This window comes from Chryseobacterium tongliaonense (assembly GCF_041224435.1).
Taxonomy (GTDB): domain Bacteria; phylum Bacteroidota; class Bacteroidia; order Flavobacteriales; family Weeksellaceae; genus Chryseobacterium; species Chryseobacterium tongliaoense.
The window spans coordinates 449,405-467,976 of record NZ_JBGFFD010000002.1; the positions used below are offsets into that span (position 1 = coordinate 449,405).

Genomic DNA, 18,572 nt, shown 5'->3' on the forward strand with positions numbered 1-18,572 from the left:
TTTCATGTGTCTTTTTATTTGCCGTCATAGCGAGCGAAGCGAAGCAATCTCTTAACAACAATTCAAACTTAATTATCTTAAAAACTTAACTTTAGCCTTAATGGTTCAAACTTTAAAACATTAAGTTTCATTTAGAGATTAAGAATATTAAGAGATTGCTTCGCTACGCTCGCAATGACAGTATGCTTATTTTTTTGTTAGTTTTGCCAGATAGGCATCTCCATCCTGTATTATCATTTCTATTTTAAATCCGTTGTTTTCAACAGCATTTTTAAGGGTATTAAAATCGAGATACAGCCATTTGATCGGCTCTTCCGATTCTCCCTTGTAATGAACCACATAATCCAGTTCACCATAATATCCTTCAGCAGGAATATACACTCCACCGTCTTCATCCCTGTCAAACATGTACAAAATATCTGTACTGTCGATAAGGATCTGACCGTTATCATTCAATAAAGAATATAGTTTCTGTAGATAAGTATCAATTTTTGAAAGGCTTCCGAAGATCCCGGTTCCGTTCATCAGTAATAAAATGTTATCGAAAGTCTGCCCGGAAAACTCCAGTATATCCTCACATACTGCATTTTTAATTCCTCTCAGCTTACATACCTCAACAGATTTAGGGGAAATATCCAAAGCTGTCACTTCAAGATTTCTTTCATTCTGAAGATACACGGAATGTGAACCGGCACCGGCACCGATATCCAGGACTTTTCCCCGGGATAATGCCAATGCTTTCCGCTCAATAGCATTCATTTCTTCAAAATCTCTGAAAAGATAATCTACCGGAAGCTCATCCAACTCGGAAATTGAAGTTTCAGTCTGCAAATCTTCAGGATCCAGGTTATTGTAATAATCCCAGATTGCTTTGCCCATTAAATCTTTCATATCTGTTTTTAATAGGGTAAAGATACGGTTTTGAGTTAGAAAATTCAATGATAAGGTTATACATTAAAACAATTTTGCTGATGGTTTCCCACAGATTCATTTTCTTCAATTTCATATCACCGTCATTAGTAATATCTATTTTTCAGACGTCATTCTTGTTAGAATATTTCCATAACTTGTATCATTTAAACAAAAAGGAATTGCAGAATATTTATAAGTAAATTTACTTTAATTTAAATAAGGTAAATTAAGTATTTAACGAACTTTAGTTCTGTCAATATGCTTATAGCAAGCACACGAAAACAGCAGTAGTATCTTATGAAGAATAAAGATTTTAATATTCAGAAAGGGTTTACGTTCAGTAAACATGTTCCGGAAGATATTTCTCATTTTGACCGGGTATTTGATATTTTTAAAGATTTGCTTACCCATACTTCCGGTGATCTTGAAGAAGCCTTTGAATGGCTTGATATGCTCGATAAAGAATACGATATTTTTAACGAGGAATATACCCTTGAAGACTTTGAGGAAGACCTTAAAAAACGGGGTTACATCAGGGAAGAAGATCCTGAAGAGGGTAATTCAGGAACAGGAAAAGGCAAAAATATAATGACCGCCAAACTGGAATCGGCTTTACGTGAGTACGCCTTAGACCAGATCTTTGGGAAGCTGAAAAAAAGCGGTGTCGGAAATCACCGTACGGCCAAAACTGGAATCGGTGATGAACGGGATGGCGAAAACCGTTCTTATCAGTATGGAGACGATTTATCTTTAGTGAACATGACCGAAAGCCTGAAAAATGCCCAGATCAACAATGGGATTTCTGATCTACGCCTCACAGAAGATGACCTGATTATAGAGGAAACCAAGCATAAGGCGCAGATGAGCACAGTACTGATGATCGATATCAGCCACTCCATGATTTTATACGGGGAAGACCGCATCACGCCAGCCAAAAAAGTAGCCATGGCCCTGGTAGAATTAATTAACCGAAAATATCCGAAAGACACCATTGATATTATTGTTTTCGGAGATGAAGCCTGGCCGATTAAAATCAAGGACCTTCCCTATTTGAAAGTCGGGCCTTACCACACCAACACTGTTGCAGGCCTTGAACTGGCAATGGATATTCTCCGCAGAAAAAGAAATACCAATAAACAGATTTTTATGATTACCGATGGAAAACCGAGCTGCATTCAGCTGCCTAACGGTGAGTTTTATACAAACAGCTTTGGACTGGATCAGATGATCGTTTCCCAGTGCCTCAATAAAGCAGCACAGGCAAGGAAACTTAAAATTCCCATCACCACCTTTATGATTGCCCAGGATCCTTATCTGCGTCAGTTTGTGGAAGAGTTTACAGCTCAGAATAAAGGAAAAGCCTTTTTAACAGGACTGTCAGGACTGGGACAAATGATTTTTGAAGATTACGAGAAAAACAGAATAAAGAGAATTTAATAATGACATTTAAGTTAAATTTTCATTACACAATTATTATCAGCTAAAAAGAATATGAAAAACGATATTACATTTAAGGAATTAAAAAATTCAGGATATACCGATAAAACAATTAATCAGGAAATCCAGGCGAATCTGATTGCCCGTATTAAAGCTAAAGAGCCTGTATTTGAAGGACTTTGGGGCTATGAAGATTCTGTCGTACCACAACTGAAAAAGGCGATTCTTGCCGGTCATCATATTAATCTATTAGGTTTGCGCGGACAGGCAAAAACCAGGATTGCAAGAAGTATGGTGAATCTTCTTGATGAGTATATGCCGATCGTAAAAGGATCTGAGATCAACGACAGCCCGTTTCAGCCTATTTCAAAATTTGCCAGGGATCTTATTGCTGAGCTTGGTGATGAAACCCCGATTTCCTGGGTGCATCGCTCCAACCGTTTTTTTGAAAAGCTGGCTACACCGGATGTGAATGTTGCTGATTTAATCGGTGATATCGACCCGATCAAAGCGGCAACTTTAAAGCTGCCTTATTCTGATGAGCGTGTTTTACATTACGGAATGATTCCGCGGGCAAACCGTTCTATATTTGTATTGAATGAGCTACCGGATTTACAGGCACGGATCCAGGTTTCTTTATTTAATATTTTGCAGGAAGGTGATATTCAGATCCGTGGATTTCAGTTGCGGATGCCGTTTGATATTCAGTTTGTATTTACGGCAAATCCTGAAGATTATACCAACAGGGGAAGTATCGTTACTCCGTTGAAGGACAGAATCGGTTCACAAATTTTCACCCATTATCCCAAAACCATTGCTCTTGCCCGACAGATTACGGAACAGGAAGCCCTGATTTCGGCTGAAGATAAGGCACAGATACAAATTCCGGACCTTGCCAAAGATCTTTTGGAGGAAGTTGCTTTCGCGGCACGTGACAGCGAATATGTAGATGCGAAAAGTGGCGTAAGTGCCCGGCTCACCATCAGTGCCATGGAAAATTTAATGGCCGCAGCAAAATTGCGTTTAATAGAATCCGGTGCCGAGAAAACGACGATCCGTCTGCTTGATTTTATGTCAATTATTCCATCTATTACAGGAAAAATCGAGCTTGTGTATGAAGGTGAGCAGGAAGGTGCAGATTATGTGGCAAAAATATTAATAGACAGAGCTGTAATGGTGCAGTTTGAAAGCTTATTCCCACGCATATCGAAACTGGAAAAAGAAGGCATCAAAACTCCATACACTGACCTGATCCGATGGTTCAACAAAAACCACCTTGAACTCAATTACAATGATAGTGATGAAGAATTTTATGCGAAGCTTAATAGCATAACTCCTTTGGTAACAGTGGTTGAAGAAAATACTTCGGAATTAAGTGAAGAAAATCAAAACTTTTGTAAAGAATTAGTTTTATGGGCGTTGACGATCAGTAAAAAATTAGATAAATCTGAAAATCAGGCTGCTTTCACTTTTGATTCGGCAGACATCGGTCAGTTTTTCCGGAACTAAAATCTCATAAAAATTAAATATAATAGACCTATTGTTTCCGGTTTCTCTCAATGATCAGTTTTATATCGCAAAGAAAAATTATGAATCGGACTTATCTAAGATGAGCAAAGTTTTTTAATTTATAAAATAGATTTTCAAAAAAATGCTTCATAGCAGCTTTACCGCTTTTTCTTTGCTTTTCTTAAATATAGCAGTCGGATTTTAAAAGCTTTGCGTTAATAAAAATGGTTGAGTGTAAAATAGTATGTAATGACCTTAAATATAAACCTCAGAACAATATTTCTGAGGTTTTTTATTTCTTAGCCCCGATAGAAACGGTTACCCCACAGCAAGAGCCGGCCTCTTCGGTACTGCTCAGGATAAGCAGCTGCGCGAGGAGTAAAAGTGGATAGCGGGAAAAAGCTCCTGAAAAAAATATAGGATTAAAAAAAGGCAAAGCCCCATTTTAATAATAAAAAACAGGGCTTCACCAGTGAAAAACAAGGTATCTTTATATAGCGCCGGCAGCATCTTTCAGCTCTTCTGCCAGCTGTTTGTTTTCTTTTAACCGTCTTTTTGCAATCGCAGATTTTCCGCGCAGCACCCTTACAAATCTTACATACTGAAAACGCTCACCTCCGAAATGATGGGTCATTACATAGATTAAAATCATAAAACCTGCCAGGATAATATATCCGAAGATCTTTTTATTGGCAGCGATAATGGCATTTAGCTGAATCGTTTTCATTCCGGATAATACATTTTGTGAACTCACCGTCAAACCATCCATATAAACAGCCAGATTTCCTAAACTCTCTATCTGAAACTGATACTGGAACCATGAAAACAACGCTGAAAATAAGCCTACCGTCAGGAAAGTTCGCCATACTAGAAACAGGCCTATTGCTGCCAACATATCATTGAGCTCGAGTTTATCTAAAGTGTAATACCAGACTGCGATGAATAATGCAGCCATTCCGTAACCTTTTAAAAACATCGGCAAATACCAGTATTCAAAATTAAATTCAAGCACCATCGAAAAATACATAATAACAGCATATCCCAACATCGCTGAAAATCCCATGAAAATGTAGGTTTTTAACGGAATCTCTTTTTTAAACCATACAACTGCGATACAGCCGGCAACAATGATTCCGGGAATCATGAGTATATTCAACCGGGCATTGGTCAGCTGATCATATCCCAAAACCCCGACTGCATAAATATTCTGAATAGTGGTTGTTGCTAGAAACATCCCAAGCCCCAACAGCATAAACAGACCGTGCAATACATTGCTTTTCGAAAATATTTTGAATGATAAATAAGGCCTTTTCAACATAATCTGACGAATGACCAGCAATGCAAAGCTTATAAAAGCCGCTATCCCGGAATTGATAATCCTTTCTGAGTTCAACCAATCCTGCTGCTTTCCAAAAGAAAATACATAAGCTGAAAACATAAATGTAGAAATGAACAGCAAAATACTCAGCCAGTCAATATAATACAACGGAACTTTTAGCGCAAAGTATTTATTATGCATAAAAATCCATTGTATCAAAGCCAGAACAAAGCACAGGATTGAAATGATAATAAAGAAATGCTGCCAGTTATACAGAATTGAAACCTCCACCGCATAATATCCCACCAATTGATTCATCACCAGAATAAATGTGTAGAATACTCCATAAAACATTCCCCTGTTTCCAATCATCGCCATTACCGGTAAAAATAATTCGATCGCTACTATCATTTTCAGGAATCCTATAATCAACGAAGATCCAATAATAACCGTTGGCTGTAAGGTGCTTCCGTTTATATAGTTTAATATTCCTAAAAGAACCAATACAATGGTAATTTTATGACGTATTTTAAATCTCATTTTCAGTCTCAGGACGATCGGCATGCTCGCTCCCATCCCGATCGTTGTCGCATAATTGGCCAGCATATAGTATTCTGAAAGCGCACCTGTACCACCAACCATATAGCTGATATTTCCGGTATAAACGCCCCCGAGAGGCATCACAACAGCCATTAATAAGACAATGAGTAAAAGCTGCACGGGTTTTGGCACCCAATCGTGGTATAATCCTTTGTTGTACATTAATATTTGGTTAGATGTGAGAAGTTAGATGCTGGAGGTCAGAAGATGAGAAATGGAAGTTTAGTAAGATCATCTTTAATCTTTTAATCTTTTAATCTTTTAATCTTTTAATTAATACTAATATTCATATTCATCCCTGCGCTCAGTTTACTGATGTCTTCTTTTTTATTGGAAGCTGTAAACTCTATTCTTACCGGAATTCTCTGTTGTACCTTAATAAAGTTACCTGTTGAATTATCCGTTGGCACATTTGAATATCTCGAGCCTGTTGCAGCAGAAACAGCCGTTACAATACCTTCAAATTTTTGTCCGCCCAAAGCATCGGCTGTCATCATCATTTTTTCGCCGATTTTAATATTCGGCATCTGGCTTTCAAGGAAATTGGCGGTTACCCATTTCTGGCCATTTAAAACAATGGTAGCGACCTGCTGTCCCGGCTGAATCAATTGCCCTTCAGAGATCGCTCTTCTTCCCATCACTCCGTCATAAGGCGCTGTAATCACTGTATAGGAAAGATTGATTTTTGCCATATCCAAAGCGGCTTTCGTCCTTTTAATTTCAGCATCATTGATTCCCAGCTTGCTTTTAACCTCTGTAGTGGAAAGATTGGCAGACTGCTTCTGATTGATTAATGTTTCATATGCAGCTTTCTGTGCATCATATTCTGTTTTTATCTGGTCATACTGCTGTCTTGTCACCGCTTCTGCTGCCATAAGGTTTTTATATCGGTTCAGGTTTTGTTCCGCATTCCATAGTCTTGCTTTTGCCCCGGCAATATTAGATTCCATAACGCTTACGTTGTTTGAAACAGTGTTTACGGAAGAACTTGTGGCAGAACGTTGAGCAAGAGCATTCTGATAGGCCGCTTCGGCCTGGCCTAATTGGGTGATGATTTCACGGTCGTCAAGAATAACCAGCGTATCTCCTTTTTTCACCTGCTGGTGCTCGATAAACTTAATTTCTTTGATATAAGCAGAAACCCTTGTATTGATCGGATTAATAAATTCCTCAACCTGAGCTGCTTCCGTATAGGTTTTATCCCCGATATGAAAATATTCCCGAACGAGCCAATACAGGCCAAAACCAATGATCAGAAAAACAATAATATTGGCAATCACTGCTTTAACTTTATTTTTCTTTGTTTCTTTTTTCTTTGCTGCCGCACCTGATGAGACAAGTGCCGGCTGTGTATTTTGAGTATTTTGTTCCTTGTTTTCCATTGTTTTGATTTTCAGTTTTTAAAAATTAAAGCGTTCCTGTAGATTTCAGAAGGTTATAGTATTGGTATAAAACATTGATTTCTGCATTGGCATAGTCTAATTCAGACTGTAGCTTCTGGTTTTGCGCATCAATCATTTCGGCCTGAACCGCTAATTGGTTTAAATATTTGGCTTCCGTAATTTTATAGTTTTCTTCTGCCAGCTGTCTTGCATCATTCAGAATTTCTGCCTGCTGAATAGATTCCTGAAATTTCACATAAGCCGCATTAACGGCCATATCCACATTCTGCTGTACCAGAGTCATCGCATCTCCGGCCTGTATTTTCTGCAGCTCACCTAATTTTACCCTTTCTTTTGTTTTAAACAGATTGTCAATGTTATAGCTTAAAGAAACTCCGGTCTGCCATCCTCCGGAATACATATCCAGAACAGGATTTCTCGTTGTAACTGGTCTTTGAAGGGTGTAACCTCCAAATCCGGCCAGTGTAGGCATTTTATCGGTTTTAATAATTTCAATGTTCTTATCCGCAACATCGATATTTGTTTTTGCGGATTTTAATTGCGGGTGGCTTTCGTGGGCAAGATTTACATAATAATCCATTCCAATTCCGGATTCTTTATTCGTAAGGTTTTCAACAGGAATGATCTCCGTGCCTGCAGGTAAACCCAAAGCAATATTCAGGTTATAATTAAGGATTTTCCGGTTATTGATTAAAGTCAGAATTCCCTGATCAAGATTTTTAATGGCTAATTCACCACGGATTACTTCATTTCTGGTAACCATTCCCTGCTGGTAGAATTTCTGAATATTTTTCAGACGTTCCTGAGCCAGTTTTTTGTTGTTCTGAAATACCGATTGCTGGTTAACAATCTTATAGATATCAAGATAATTGGAAATCACTAAAAATTTCACATCCTGTTTATTTTTCTCCAGGTCCAGCTCAGATAACTGTTCACGAAGTCCGGCTAATTCTATTGACTTATTCACCAATCCGCCTTTGAATATCAACTGAGTAGCCTGTACCGCATAAGAACTACCGTAATGAGGCATCGGGATAGTGGTGGAATTCGAAAAATCTTTATCGATAGCAACAGCATCACCCAAATAAAACTGACTTGTAGAAGCAGTAATGGCAGGGAGTTTCTGAAGCTTTGCAACACTGATATTTTGTTTTGCAATATCAATATTTTGTGCCGAAACTTTTAACTGCTGATGATTCTGAACTGCCAGTTCGGCGACTTCATCCGCTGTCATCTGTTTTTGTTCTTGTGAAAAAAACAGCGCAGGAAATAAAGCAATCACGAGGGATACTGCTGTTTTTATATTCTTTATCATTTTACCTTGTTTTACGAAGGCAAAGTTATGGCGGTAATTAAACCAAACAAATGTTTAAGAATTGGAAAAAGATGTTCAAAAGTAAGATTTCAACTTTCAAACTGATTTCGATATTGGCTTGGGCTGACCTCTAAATGCTTTTTGAAAAAATGAGAAAACGAGTACTGATCACTGAATCCAAGTATTGAAGAAATCTCTGAAACCGGCTTTTTAGAAGAGTTTAAAAGTACCTTGGCTTCATTGATCACAATGAGTGCAATAATCTGGCTTGCAGATTTTCCGGTAATTGTCTTTATGACTGATGAAAGATGTCTGGTTGTAATCGACTGCCGTTCTGCATAAAATTCAACGGCTCGTTCGGTAAGATGATGTTCCGCAAGATCATTTAAAAATATAAAAACAATCTCTTCCTGTCTTGACATCTGGCTGAGCGAATTATTGTCTTCTTTGGAAATGATCCCTGCCATCTGATAGCAGAAAACGGAAAAAAGATGCTCCACCATTTCTTTTTTATAGATCATCTCAGCTTCGGAATCCAGTATATATTTCAGAAAATTGACGCTTTTCCAGACGACTTCCATTTCATCTTCCAAAAAAGGAATTCCTTTATTCATCTGTTGCCTGAAATAGCGGTACCCGATCAGCCGGTTGAATTTCAATGACAACGCCGAAATAAATTCTCTTTTGTAAGAGACCATTCTGGACTGGAAATCATCGCTTACGGAAACCATTTCATAGACGGTTTGCGGATCTGTCACCATAAACATATTCTCGGAAAGCTCAAGATCACTGAAATGCTGACGAAGCTTTATCTTTCCGGATTTCACAAATATAAATGCAGGATTATCAGGCCGAAAGGGTTTTTCAGTAGATATTCTTTCGAAAATATTATGCTGGGTGAAAATTTCTACCCCGAACTTTTCTAAGACAGACATAACACAAATGTAGCCAATATAACTTCCGGTTACAAAATTTTATTATTTTAGCATCTGCCAAATTTCTATACTATGAGAAAGATAGATTTATTTTTTGCAGAATATAGTGAGAGCCACAGAAATGCAACGAACAAATTAATTCACTGGTTTTGCGTACCCTTGATTTTCTGGACAATTCTGGGTTTTATTTCTCTTATTCCCGCACCTCATTTCTGTCTGTCTTATTTTGGCTGTATCAGTATTGCAAGCATTATTGCCCTTATCCTGGTTACTTTATTTTATGTAAGACTTTCCCTGTTGATCAGCTTTATGATGATTTTAATAATGCTTTTAATGGAACATTTTACCTATGCCGTTAATATTCATTTTGGAAAAAGTTCCTGGATTGTTTTTCTTTCCGTTTTTATCATTACCTGGATTTTACAATTCGTAGGGCATACAATTGAAGGCAAGAAACCTTCTTTCCTAAAAGACTTACAGTTCCTTTTGGTAGGCCCGATCTGGCTTTTAAGTTTTATTTTAAAAAAATTGGGAATCAGATATTAGTCTTCTAACGCATACACTGCAAAGCTGGCTAACCAGTGATCACCGCCATAATTCCCCTGGAATAATAATGGTAGTCCGTTTGATAAAAATTTGTCTGCTGTTTTACGGAAATCTTTTTTTAACGGGTGATTATCCGGAAGTGCATTTGCAATTCCTTTCATACACCATGCTTTGGAGAAAGAAAGCCCTACAAGATGCACTGTTTGATAATCGCTGAGATCACTTACCACAGGAATTTTTTCAATATTTTCCAGACTTCTTTTTTCGTAGAATTTATTTAACCAGCTTATAAATTCTTTCTGCGGCAATACTCTTCTCATCAGGTCTGCAATTTCAAGGCTCGGCGAAAAAAAATCAGAACCGTCCGGCTCAAGATAAGCAGGTGTTTTCTGGTCATTCAGATAAAAATATTTCGCTTTTTCTACCAATTGGTTTTCAAATTCTTTATCGTGATTGGCTCTTGCCCAGTCAATCGCAAAGGCCATTGCGAAAGCCGTATTAGGGTGAACACCGGTTCTGTTGGGATAGGTTTGTTTTGGAAGATAAGTTCTCCATGATTTCAGGATCTGGTCTGTTAAAGGCTTGAGGTTCTGATGCCAGATTTTAGCTTTCGGATGATCCCAATTGGTCAACTCTTCATCAAGCTTTAATACCCACGCCCAACCATATGTTCTTTCAAATGTAGCTGTTAACTCATATTTTGTAAAATAATCAGCCTCAGACTGAAGGTTTTCTTTTTGAAATGAATGATCCAGGATTTCTTCTATTTCTTTTGCATTGGAAAGTCCCGGTTTGGTCTTTAACAGTCTTACAAGCATCCAATGCCCATGAACAGAGCTGTGCCAGTCGAAACAGCCGTAGAAGCTCGGATGAAGGTCTTTTGGAGTTAAAGGAACTTCTTTTTCATTATTAATGATATGTGCCGTTTTATTGGGATATTCCTGATTGATACAGTGAAGCGGTTTTTCAGATAATTTCATTGCGATTTCATCCGTCAGCTTAGGAACTTCCTGGGCATACATCAGAAACGGTAAACATATAAATGCTAAAAGGCTTTTTTTCATCCAATAAAAATATTGATTTTTTAAATAATTCCATAACATCCAAAGCTGAATTACATAATATTTCATTAATTCATATAAATTATTAAAAAATTAGCAGAAAAATAGATTTCAAGCATACTTTTTGATAGGATTCACAAAAGTTTATCTATGAGAAATGTAATTTTACTCTTATCTGTTTTCCTTCTTACGCAATGCAATAAATCTGAAAATCAACACGAAGTAAAGGCCGACTTAATGGAGGTTTTGCAGGTAGATAAAGTAGCAGCATCTGCTGCAACAACGGATTTAGAAGCCTCACCGCCGCCACCCAACATGATTTCAGAAAAGTTGGCATCTGACAGCAACTCTACTTCAAACAATATTGTTAAGTCGAAAAAAATCGATACCATTTCAAAAAAAATTATTAAAAATGGTGAAATGACCATCCAGGTCGGAGACATCAAAAAAGCCCAGAATCAGGTAGTTGAAATTCTGAAAAAGAATCAGGCTTATATTCAGACTGAAAAATTTAATAATATTGAAACTGAAGAAAATCTGAATCTGACCATCCGTGTTCCGCATAAAAACTTTGATGCCCTGATTAATTCATTTTCAAATGGCGTCGGTTCCGTATTGTCAAAAAATATTTCATCCAACGACGTCACCGAAGAATACACCGATGTTTCCATCAAGCTGGGCAACAAAAAAATCTATCTGGAAAAATACCGTGACATGCTTAAAAGTGCTTCCACCACTAAAGATATTCTTGAAATTCAGGAAAATATCCGTGAGCTGGAAGATGAAATAGATGTTTCGGAAGGCAGGCTCAGGTTTATAGATGATAAAGTGAAGTACAGTACACTTAGCCTGAGCTTGTATAAAGAAAAAGTAAGAAGCTCCGCGACTTCTAAAATCGGTTTCGGAAGCCGGTTTGCCGATTCTCTTACAGAAGGCTGGAATAGCTTTGTAAGCTTTGTGCTTGGATTAATTTCTTTCTGGCCATTCTTGTTGATTATCCCTGTTGTCATATTCCTCTGGAAAAAATGGAGGTCCCGAAGAAAAAAATAAAACAAAATCCGAATACCAGATATTCGGATTTTTTGATTAATACTACAAATTTAAACATTAAATAAAGCTTTACATCGTCTGAAATCAGTTCATTCTATCTAAATGATTCAATTTTTACACAAAGTTCATTACATAATTTTTAGAGAGTAAATTTGTAAGAAACATAATCAAAATGAATGAAAATGAAATCTCCTACCTTGTAAGAAAGTGTATCTTCAACGTATATAATAAGCTGGGGCCTGGACTGCTCGAGTCTGTTTATCAGAAATTTTAGTTTATGAACTGGAAGAAAATGGTCTTGACATAAAGTCGGAAGTATCGTTACCTATAATTTATCATAGTAAACGCTTTGACCTCAATTTTAAAATTGATATCATAGTGGAAGACCTGGTTATCCTGGAACTCAAATCGGTAAGAAATCTGGAAGACATCCATTTCAAACAACTAAGCACCTATTTAAAACTTTCAAATAAGAAATTAGGGTTGCTTGTTAATTTTAATACTACTAATATTTTAGACGGGATCAAGAGGGTTGTGAATAATCTTTAGTTTTTTTTCTCGCGCAGATTTAGCAGATAACGCAGATCTTGGTAATTGAATTATTTTGTTGTAAAAAATTCTACGTTATCTGCTAAATCTGCGAGCTTAAAAATTACTTTCCTAAGACAAATACCGCCGGGATTTTATGCAATTCAGGTTTCTGTTTCTCCCAGTCTTTAATCGTTTTTGTTTTTATCAATTCATGTTCAGGATCATTGATGTTTGCAGCAATACAGAGTTTGGTATTCGAGGCAAGAAACTTACATAAATCCTCAAAAAGCTGATTATTGCGGTAAGGGGTTTCCATAAAAATCTGGGTATAACCCGTTTTCTGTACCATGCTTTCCAGATGTAGGATTTGTTTCTTTTTTTCTCCTTTATCAATAGGAAGATAGCCGTTAAAGCTGAACTCCTGTCCGTTAAATCCACTTGAAATCAATGCTAAAATAATAGATGAGGGCCCTGAAACAGGGATCACTCTGATATTTTTTTCATGGCACCATTTTACAATTAAATTCCCGGGATCCGCAATACACGGAAGTCCCGCTTCTGAAAGCAATCCGAAGTCCTGCCCTTTCAGCATCAGTTCCTGAGCTTCTTTAATATCTGCATTTTCAGTATACTTATCCAAAAGAAAAAGCTTAAGGTCCGACTGTTTTTTCTCAGGAGCAAAAAATTTAACCACTTTTCTGGCTGTTTTTTCATTTTCCACAAAGAAATAATCCGTTTGCATGATATAGTCTTTCAGAACCGGAGAGAAGTGACTGATCGAAGTATTTTCTGATAAATAGGCAGGTAAGAGGAAAAGCATTGTATTATTTTTTAGTTCTTTCTTTTAATGAAGGTTGTGGAAAATATTTAGTTAAGTCCATTGAAAATGTTACTGAAATAATTTTCCAGCTTCCATTGATTTTCATAAGGGTCCAGATTTCCTTCCCCCAGTTAGACATTTTACCGTCATACCAGAAACTGTAATCGAAGTTGGCAGAAGCAATTGATCCGTCCTCAATAATCTTAATATTATCGAATTTTTCTTCGGACTTATTATCTTTAAAACCGCCGATAAAAGTTTTATAATCATCTGCAAAATAACTTTTTGCATTAGGATTCTTTTCTAGACTTTTTGCATGGGTTCTTTCTGTATAAATTCCCGTCCAGAGAACAGGTTCCTGAAATAAGGAAAGATATTTTGCCTCATCCCCCGTTTTAATGCAGCTCATAAAATCATCCATCACTTTACGGATTTCAGTTTCATCTTTAGTCTGGGCAAAACAGAGATTAGCCCCAAGTAAAAGCACAAGTAATATACTTTTCATATTTATAATATTTTGTTTCTTATTGCGTCACAGCCTTTATCCAGAAGTTGAAATACATTTTCAAAATCATTCATATCACCCCAATAAGGATCCGGCACCTCTGCATTTTTATGGTCTCCCAAAGCTTCTAAAAATAATGAAATTTTCTGACGTTGTTCTTCATTTTTCGCTTTTGAAATCACATCTTCATATACATCGATATCCATACAATAAATCTTATCGAAAAGATCAAGATCTTCTTTTGTAATCGGCCTTGATTTTTGTCTTGAAATATCAATCCCGTGATTGGCAGCCGTTTTTATTGCTCTTTTATCAGGATGTTCCCCTTCGTGCATAGAGATTGTTCCAACAGAGTCTACAAAAAAATTTCCTGGTACTTTAGTTTTCATAATTCCTTCTGCCAAAGGGCTTCTGCAGATGTTTCCCAAACAAACCATCAGTAATTTCATATTTCGGTAAATTAAGCTAAAATTTTAAACAAAACTAAATAAAAAATGAAGAATAAAATTATTCTTCATTTTCATTTATATCAATTAAATATATTAGTGTTTGATTCTTTCCGTAAGTTCTTTTACGTACTTTTTTACTTCTTTATCAATCTTGGAAACATCCTTGATCGTTTCACAGGCATACATTACCGTAGAATGGTCTTTCCCGCCCATTTCTTCTCCGATTTTGGTGAATGTGGCATTGGTGAATTCTTTGGCAAAATACATCGCCAACTGTCTTGGAAGGGCAATTTCCCTTTTTCTTGTCTTAGACAAAAGCTGCTCTCTTTTGATTCCGAAATAATCACATACAATCTCCTGAATATAAGGAATATTGATGATTTTTTTCTGATTGGCAGCAATTTTATTGATGGTTTCCTTTAATAGCTCAAGGCTTAAATCTGATTTATAAATCGTTGAATAAGCGATTACCGAATTGATCACCCCGATAAGCTCTCTTACATTGGTTTTCGCTTCAGCTGCAAGGAAGTCAAGCATATCATCAGTAAGAACAATACCATCTCTGCTTAGTTTGTCAACGATAATTTTCTTACGGGTTTCCAGATCCGGAGATTTTATTTCTGCAGAAAGTCCCCATTTGAAACGGGAAACAATTCTGTCCTGAATATCCATAATGTCTACCGGAGCTTTATCGGAAGTAAGGATGATTTGTTTTCCGTTCTGATGCAAATAATCAAAAATATGGAAGAAACTGTCCTGTGTAGCCGATTTACCGGAAAGGAACTGAATATCATCAATAATCAGAACATCCACCATCTGGTAAAAATTGGCAAATTCAGTCTGTTTATGAGCTTTTGCTGCTGAAATAAACTGCTGAATGAATTTTTCAGATGACAAATAAAGAACGACTTTATCCGGGAACTGATTTTTAACTTCCAGACCTACAGCCTGTCCCAGGTGGGTTTTCCCGACACCATAGCCACCGTATAAAAACAATGGGTTAAACGCCGTTGCACCAGGTCTTTTTGCAATAGATCTTGCCACTGTTGCAGCAAATTTATTGCTTTCCCCTTCTACATAGTTATCAAAAGAAAAATCTGACTTTAAATTGGAATCTATGTTTACTTTTTTAATTCCGGGAACGACAAAAGGATTGACAATATTAGATGAAAAACCCTGCGGCATTGTTTCCTGAATTTTCGGAGTAGGGATACTCTTCCCTTTCATATTCATGGTAACGGGCTTTTCTAAACCATTTGGCTTATTTTCCATTACAGAATACCATAATTTAACTCCTTTTCCTATATTTTTTTTCAGGGCAGCAGAAAGCAGAGATAAATAATTATCTTCAATATACTCCTTGTAAAAATCACTCGGAACCATCAGTGTAAGATTGTTGTCAACCAAGGAAACAGGCTGCACTTTATCAAACAATAAGTCGAAAGATTTTTCAAGTTTTTTCAGGTCAGAATTATCTTCAGCTGCGTTGAGATTATCACGCATAAACTGAAGGCACTTCTGCCATATCATCATTAAATTTTCATCCATAATTTATGCCCCGATTAATTCTTTGGTTAGTATTGTTTTTAGAAGGAAGACAAAGGTCCAATTTTTTATTTTCAAAAAAAAATTTTGGAGGTATTGATTATTTAAAAATATATTTGTATGTATAATTTACACCTGAAAATGATACACACAAAACACTCAATACGAGTACGTTACGGAGAAACAGACCCTATGAAATATGTATATTACGGGAACTACGCACAGTACTTTGAAATTGGAAGAGTGGAGCTCTTCCGAAGCATCGGAATATCGTATGATGAGATTGAAAACCAAGGAATTTGGCTGCCTGTTTCCGATTACAAAATTAAGTATTTAAGACCCGCTTTATATGATCAAAAATTAGAAATTCATACTTATGTTAAAAAAATTCCGGGGGTAAGAATTGAGTTTGAGTATGAGATTTACAATGAAGCGCATATCAAAATTACCGAAGCCTCCACTACCCTGTTTTTTCTGGATTCAAAAACCAATAAAGTCATTAAATGTCCTGATTTCCTCATGGAGCTGATTGAAAAAAACTGGAACCCTGTATAAATCTCAAAACAAAAATCACAAATCGTTTTTAATTAAAAATATTTTTATCTTCAAAATTTCCTTATTTTGTTAAAAATGAAATTTTAATAAAATTAATTCTAACATCACTATTATGAAGATTGCATTCCTGGGGCCACAGGCCAGTTTTACACAACTTGCCACCGCGCAGCTTTTTCCTGAAGAAGAACTTTTGCCACAAGCCAATATTTTAGATTGTTTTACCGCTGTGGAAAACGGAGAGGTTGATAAAGCTGTTGTTCCTCTGGAAAATTCGATAGAAGGCACAGTTTCCATGACTCTTGACTATTTGTATAAAACTCCGTCCATAAAAATTGAAGCGGAAGCTGTAATGCCAATAGCCCATCATCTCATGATCCATTCTGAAAACCGGATTGAGGATATTAAACAAATCTATTCTCATCCACAGGCTCTTGCCCAGAGTTTTCATTTTTTAGATACCCGGTATAAAACGGTTCAAAGACAGGATTTTTCATCTACAGCAGCGGCAGCGAAGCATGTTTCTGAAAATCCTGAACTGAAAATTGCAGCTGTTGCCAATCAATATGCAGCTAATTTATACGGTTTGAAAGTTATCGACCGTAATATTCAGGATTTTGAACAGAACCACACCCGCTTTATTGTTATTTCAAAACAACAGAACTTTTATAAAAATGACAATCTTGAGACTATTGGTGAGAAATCAGGAATGTTAATCACCCTTCCTGAAGATCATGCAGGCGGACTACACCAGGTTTTATCTGTTTTTGCCTGGAGAAAAATGAACCTCAGCAAAATAGAATCCAGGACATTGAAGACCGGTTTGGGAAATTATTTTTTCTTTATAACTATCGTAGGAAAATGGCATCCTGTGTTATATGAAAACGCATTAGAAGAGTTAAAATCAATACACGCCGAAGTAGATTTCCTTGGAAATTATCATGAATTTCTTTTAGAAAGCTAAACAAAAACATTTCTCTCTTTTTAAAAACTGTCTGTATAAAGCACCGGACAGTTTTTTTTGAAAAATTAATCAACATTAAGAGAATTATTTTGTATTTTTGAATTTTAACATTTTAAGTATAAATACGTATAGTAAAAATACGTAACTTTATTCAGCATAAAAATCTTATTATTGTTAAAAATTCTCAACAAATTTTTAAAATAATATTAAAAACCGTAAAGTATGGAGGCATAATTATTGCTATAAAAACAAAAAACTAACTAAATCAACCATAACTAATTTAAAATTTGTAACATGAAAACTAGAATTTGTAGTCTCATTTTATCTGTGATGGCCATCTCCGCTTATTCACAGGTAGGAATCAATACTCCTACACCTTCGGCAACATTGGACGTAAATGGTAATACCAAAATCCGGCAAACTCCCCAAGCTCCGGCTTTAGCAGGCTACCAGGTTTTAGGTGTAAATCTGTCAACTACCGAAGTATCCCAAATAGATCCGGCATTGATCTATGCTGCAGCTAATACTGATGCCACTGTATACGCAGCCAAAAAAACAGCAGGAATCAGCTTATTAAGCTTAGGATTATTTCCTTCAGGATTCAGAGCAGTCAACTTTCTTGCTGCTGAAAGATCAATAGGAAATGCCGCTTTATTCTCAGACACTGATAATACGTATACCATTCCATCCACAGGAATATATGCTATCGGGTTTACCTTTAAATACGGTACCGGATTACAGGCATCCCTTCTTGCCAACTCACCCGGAGTGGGCATTGTGAGAACAAGAGCCGGTGTAGCCACAACGATAGACAACCGCCCATTCAGTGGAGCTAACCTGATCTTATTGAGTTTAACGATTTCTGAAACCAGTCTCAACTCAATTTACAGCTTCCAGGCCGGAGATAAAATTTCCTTCGGACTTACAGGTTCAACGGCTTTAGATGTAGGCTTACTCGGATCGAGTGTTGCCTCATTCTATATCTTTAAAGTATCTAACTAAGATTTATATAATTTAATCACATTACACGGATTAATCCATCATACCGAGGTATGGTGGATTAATTGTTTTACCCCATTCCAAACATTTATCTATATATTTGATTAAATAAATTAAAAAT

The 18,572-nt window shown here is 36.5% G+C and carries 17 protein-coding genes and 1 pseudogene; 8 read left to right on the plus strand and 10 right to left on the minus strand.

All coding sequences use genetic code 11. From position 1 onward, the window contains the following. Positions 1-186 precede the first annotated feature (186 nt). Positions 187-891 (minus strand): class I SAM-dependent methyltransferase, encoded by a 705-nt coding sequence (locus AB8P06_RS06200; RefSeq protein ID WP_369839371.1) that lies wholly within the window; start codon positions 889-891, stop codon positions 187-189. 318 nt (positions 892-1,209) lie between these two features. On the opposite strand from AB8P06_RS06200, the gene AB8P06_RS06205 reads away from it, so the two are divergent. Together AB8P06_RS06205 and AB8P06_RS06210 are read left to right on the plus strand one after the other, a co-directional pair. Next, positions 1,210-2,349 carry a vWA domain-containing protein gene (locus AB8P06_RS06205; RefSeq protein ID WP_369839372.1) on the plus strand — a complete coding sequence of 380 codons (1,140 nt, stop codon included), beginning with the start codon at positions 1,210-1,212 and terminating at the stop codon, positions 2,347-2,349. Between the two features lie 54 nt (positions 2,350-2,403). After that, a complete protein-coding gene (locus tag AB8P06_RS06210) occupies positions 2,404-3,858 on the plus strand; it encodes a sigma 54-interacting transcriptional regulator (RefSeq protein WP_369839374.1) in 1,455 nt (484 codons plus the stop codon). A gap of 490 nt (positions 3,859-4,348) precedes the next feature. Here AB8P06_RS06210 and AB8P06_RS06215 read toward each other — a convergent pair whose 3' ends face one another. From AB8P06_RS06215 to AB8P06_RS06230, 4 genes are all read right to left on the minus strand, one after another. Beyond that, positions 4,349-5,938, minus strand: coding sequence for an MFS transporter (locus AB8P06_RS06215; protein WP_369839377.1), 1,590 nt, complete (start codon positions 5,936-5,938; stop codon positions 4,349-4,351). 107 nt (positions 5,939-6,045) lie between these two features. After that, positions 6,046-7,158: an HlyD family secretion protein gene (locus AB8P06_RS06220; RefSeq protein ID WP_369839380.1), complete on the minus strand. Its 1,113-nt coding sequence runs from the start codon at positions 7,156-7,158 to the stop codon at positions 6,046-6,048. A 25-nt stretch (positions 7,159-7,183) separates the two neighbouring features. Next, entirely contained in the window at positions 7,184-8,494 is a 1,311-nt protein-coding gene (locus AB8P06_RS06225) for a TolC family protein (protein WP_369839382.1), read from the minus strand. A gap of 89 nt (positions 8,495-8,583) precedes the next feature. Beyond that, entirely contained in the window at positions 8,584-9,429 is an 846-nt protein-coding gene (locus AB8P06_RS06230; RefSeq protein ID WP_369839385.1) for a helix-turn-helix domain-containing protein, read from the minus strand. Between the two features lie 72 nt (positions 9,430-9,501). On the opposite strand from AB8P06_RS06230, the gene AB8P06_RS06235 reads away from it, so the two are divergent. Then, positions 9,502-9,975: an Mpo1 family 2-hydroxy fatty acid dioxygenase gene (locus AB8P06_RS06235; RefSeq protein ID WP_369839388.1), complete on the plus strand. Its 474-nt coding sequence runs from the start codon at positions 9,502-9,504 to the stop codon at positions 9,973-9,975. On the opposite strand, the gene AB8P06_RS06240 is transcribed toward AB8P06_RS06235, so the two are convergent. Next, the gene (locus tag AB8P06_RS06240; RefSeq protein ID WP_369839391.1) at positions 9,972-11,039 is read right to left on the minus strand and encodes a DUF2891 domain-containing protein; all 1,068 of its coding nucleotides are present in this window, start codon (positions 11,037-11,039) and stop codon (positions 9,972-9,974) included. The two genes, AB8P06_RS06235 and AB8P06_RS06240, sit on opposite strands and share 4 nt — an antisense overlap. A gap of 147 nt (positions 11,040-11,186) precedes the next feature. Between AB8P06_RS06240 and AB8P06_RS06245 the strand changes: the two genes are divergently transcribed. Both AB8P06_RS06245 and AB8P06_RS06250 read left to right on the plus strand, forming a co-directional pair. After that, positions 11,187-12,086, plus strand: coding sequence for a DUF4349 domain-containing protein (locus AB8P06_RS06245; RefSeq protein ID WP_369839394.1), 900 nt, complete (start codon positions 11,187-11,189; stop codon positions 12,084-12,086). A gap of 172 nt (positions 12,087-12,258) precedes the next feature. Next, positions 12,259-12,635, plus strand: a pseudogene (locus AB8P06_RS06250) (GxxExxY protein). 103 nt (positions 12,636-12,738) lie between these two features. On the opposite strand, the gene AB8P06_RS06255 reads toward AB8P06_RS06250, so the two are convergent. The 4 genes from AB8P06_RS06255 to dnaA form a co-directional block, all read right to left on the minus strand. After that, positions 12,739-13,437, minus strand: coding sequence for an SAM-dependent methyltransferase (locus AB8P06_RS06255; protein WP_369839397.1), 699 nt, complete (start codon positions 13,435-13,437; stop codon positions 12,739-12,741). Positions 13,438-13,441: 4 nt separating this feature from the next. Further along, positions 13,442-13,942 carry a Cif family virulence factor gene (locus AB8P06_RS06260; protein ID WP_369839400.1) on the minus strand — a complete coding sequence of 167 codons (501 nt, stop codon included), beginning with the start codon at positions 13,940-13,942 and terminating at the stop codon, positions 13,442-13,444. Between the two features lie 2 nt (positions 13,943-13,944). Beyond that, positions 13,945-14,391 carry a low molecular weight protein-tyrosine-phosphatase gene (locus tag AB8P06_RS06265; RefSeq protein ID WP_369839402.1) on the minus strand — a complete coding sequence of 149 codons (447 nt, stop codon included), beginning with the start codon at positions 14,389-14,391 and terminating at the stop codon, positions 13,945-13,947. A 93-nt stretch (positions 14,392-14,484) separates the two neighbouring features. Further along, a complete protein-coding gene (dnaA, locus tag AB8P06_RS06270; RefSeq protein ID WP_369839405.1) occupies positions 14,485-15,939 on the minus strand; it encodes a chromosomal replication initiator protein DnaA in 1,455 nt (484 codons plus the stop codon). 138 nt (positions 15,940-16,077) lie between these two features. Here dnaA and AB8P06_RS06275 point away from each other — a divergent pair, with 138 nt between their 5' ends. The 3 genes from AB8P06_RS06275 to AB8P06_RS06285 all read left to right on the plus strand — a co-directional run bounded on the left by AB8P06_RS06275 (position 16,078) and on the right by AB8P06_RS06285 (position 18,454). Next, positions 16,078-16,491, plus strand: coding sequence for an acyl-CoA thioesterase (locus tag AB8P06_RS06275; RefSeq protein WP_369840050.1), 414 nt, complete (start codon positions 16,078-16,080; stop codon positions 16,489-16,491). A gap of 112 nt (positions 16,492-16,603) precedes the next feature. Further along, positions 16,604-17,452 carry a prephenate dehydratase gene (pheA, locus tag AB8P06_RS06280; RefSeq protein ID WP_369839408.1) on the plus strand — a complete coding sequence of 283 codons (849 nt, stop codon included), beginning with the start codon at positions 16,604-16,606 and terminating at the stop codon, positions 17,450-17,452. Positions 17,453-17,746: 294 nt separating this feature from the next. Further along, on the plus strand, positions 17,747-18,454 hold the full coding sequence (locus AB8P06_RS06285; protein ID WP_369839411.1) for a hypothetical protein: 708 nt from the start codon (positions 17,747-17,749) through the stop codon (positions 18,452-18,454). Positions 18,455-18,572: the final 118 nt, after the last annotated feature.

Bases quoted from the DNA above. Each gene is read 5' to 3' on its own strand.
- AB8P06_RS06200 (WP_369839371.1), bottom strand. From the start codon at position 891: ATGAAAGATTTAATGGGCAAAGCAATCTGGGATTATTACAATAACCTG.
- AB8P06_RS06205 (WP_369839372.1), top strand. From the start codon at position 1,210: ATGAAGAATAAAGATTTTAATATTCAGAAAGGGTTTACGTTCAGTAAA.
- AB8P06_RS06210 (WP_369839374.1), top strand. From the start codon at position 2,404: ATGAAAAACGATATTACATTTAAGGAATTAAAAAATTCAGGATATACC.
- AB8P06_RS06215 (WP_369839377.1), bottom strand. From the start codon at position 5,938: ATGTACAACAAAGGATTATACCACGATTGGGTGCCAAAACCCGTGCAG.
- AB8P06_RS06220 (WP_369839380.1), bottom strand. From the start codon at position 7,158: ATGGAAAACAAGGAACAAAATACTCAAAATACACAGCCGGCACTTGTC.
- AB8P06_RS06225 (WP_369839382.1), bottom strand. From the start codon at position 8,494: ATGATAAAGAATATAAAAACAGCAGTATCCCTCGTGATTGCTTTATTT.
- AB8P06_RS06230 (WP_369839385.1), bottom strand. From the start codon at position 9,429: ATGTCTGTCTTAGAAAAGTTCGGGGTAGAAATTTTCACCCAGCATAAT.
- AB8P06_RS06235 (WP_369839388.1), top strand. From the start codon at position 9,502: ATGAGAAAGATAGATTTATTTTTTGCAGAATATAGTGAGAGCCACAGA.
- AB8P06_RS06240 (WP_369839391.1), bottom strand. From the start codon at position 11,039: ATGAAAAAAAGCCTTTTAGCATTTATATGTTTACCGTTTCTGATGTAT.
- AB8P06_RS06245 (WP_369839394.1), top strand. From the start codon at position 11,187: ATGAGAAATGTAATTTTACTCTTATCTGTTTTCCTTCTTACGCAATGC.
- AB8P06_RS06255 (WP_369839397.1), bottom strand. From the start codon at position 13,437: ATGCTTTTCCTCTTACCTGCCTATTTATCAGAAAATACTTCGATCAGT.
- AB8P06_RS06260 (WP_369839400.1), bottom strand. From the start codon at position 13,942: ATGAAAAGTATATTACTTGTGCTTTTACTTGGGGCTAATCTCTGTTTT.
- AB8P06_RS06265 (WP_369839402.1), bottom strand. From the start codon at position 14,391: ATGAAATTACTGATGGTTTGTTTGGGAAACATCTGCAGAAGCCCTTTG.
- dnaA (WP_369839405.1), bottom strand. From the start codon at position 15,939: ATGGATGAAAATTTAATGATGATATGGCAGAAGTGCCTTCAGTTTATG.
- AB8P06_RS06275 (WP_369840050.1), top strand. From the start codon at position 16,078: ATGATACACACAAAACACTCAATACGAGTACGTTACGGAGAAACAGAC.
- pheA (WP_369839408.1), top strand. From the start codon at position 16,604: ATGAAGATTGCATTCCTGGGGCCACAGGCCAGTTTTACACAACTTGCC.
- AB8P06_RS06285 (WP_369839411.1), top strand. From the start codon at position 17,747: ATGAAAACTAGAATTTGTAGTCTCATTTTATCTGTGATGGCCATCTCC.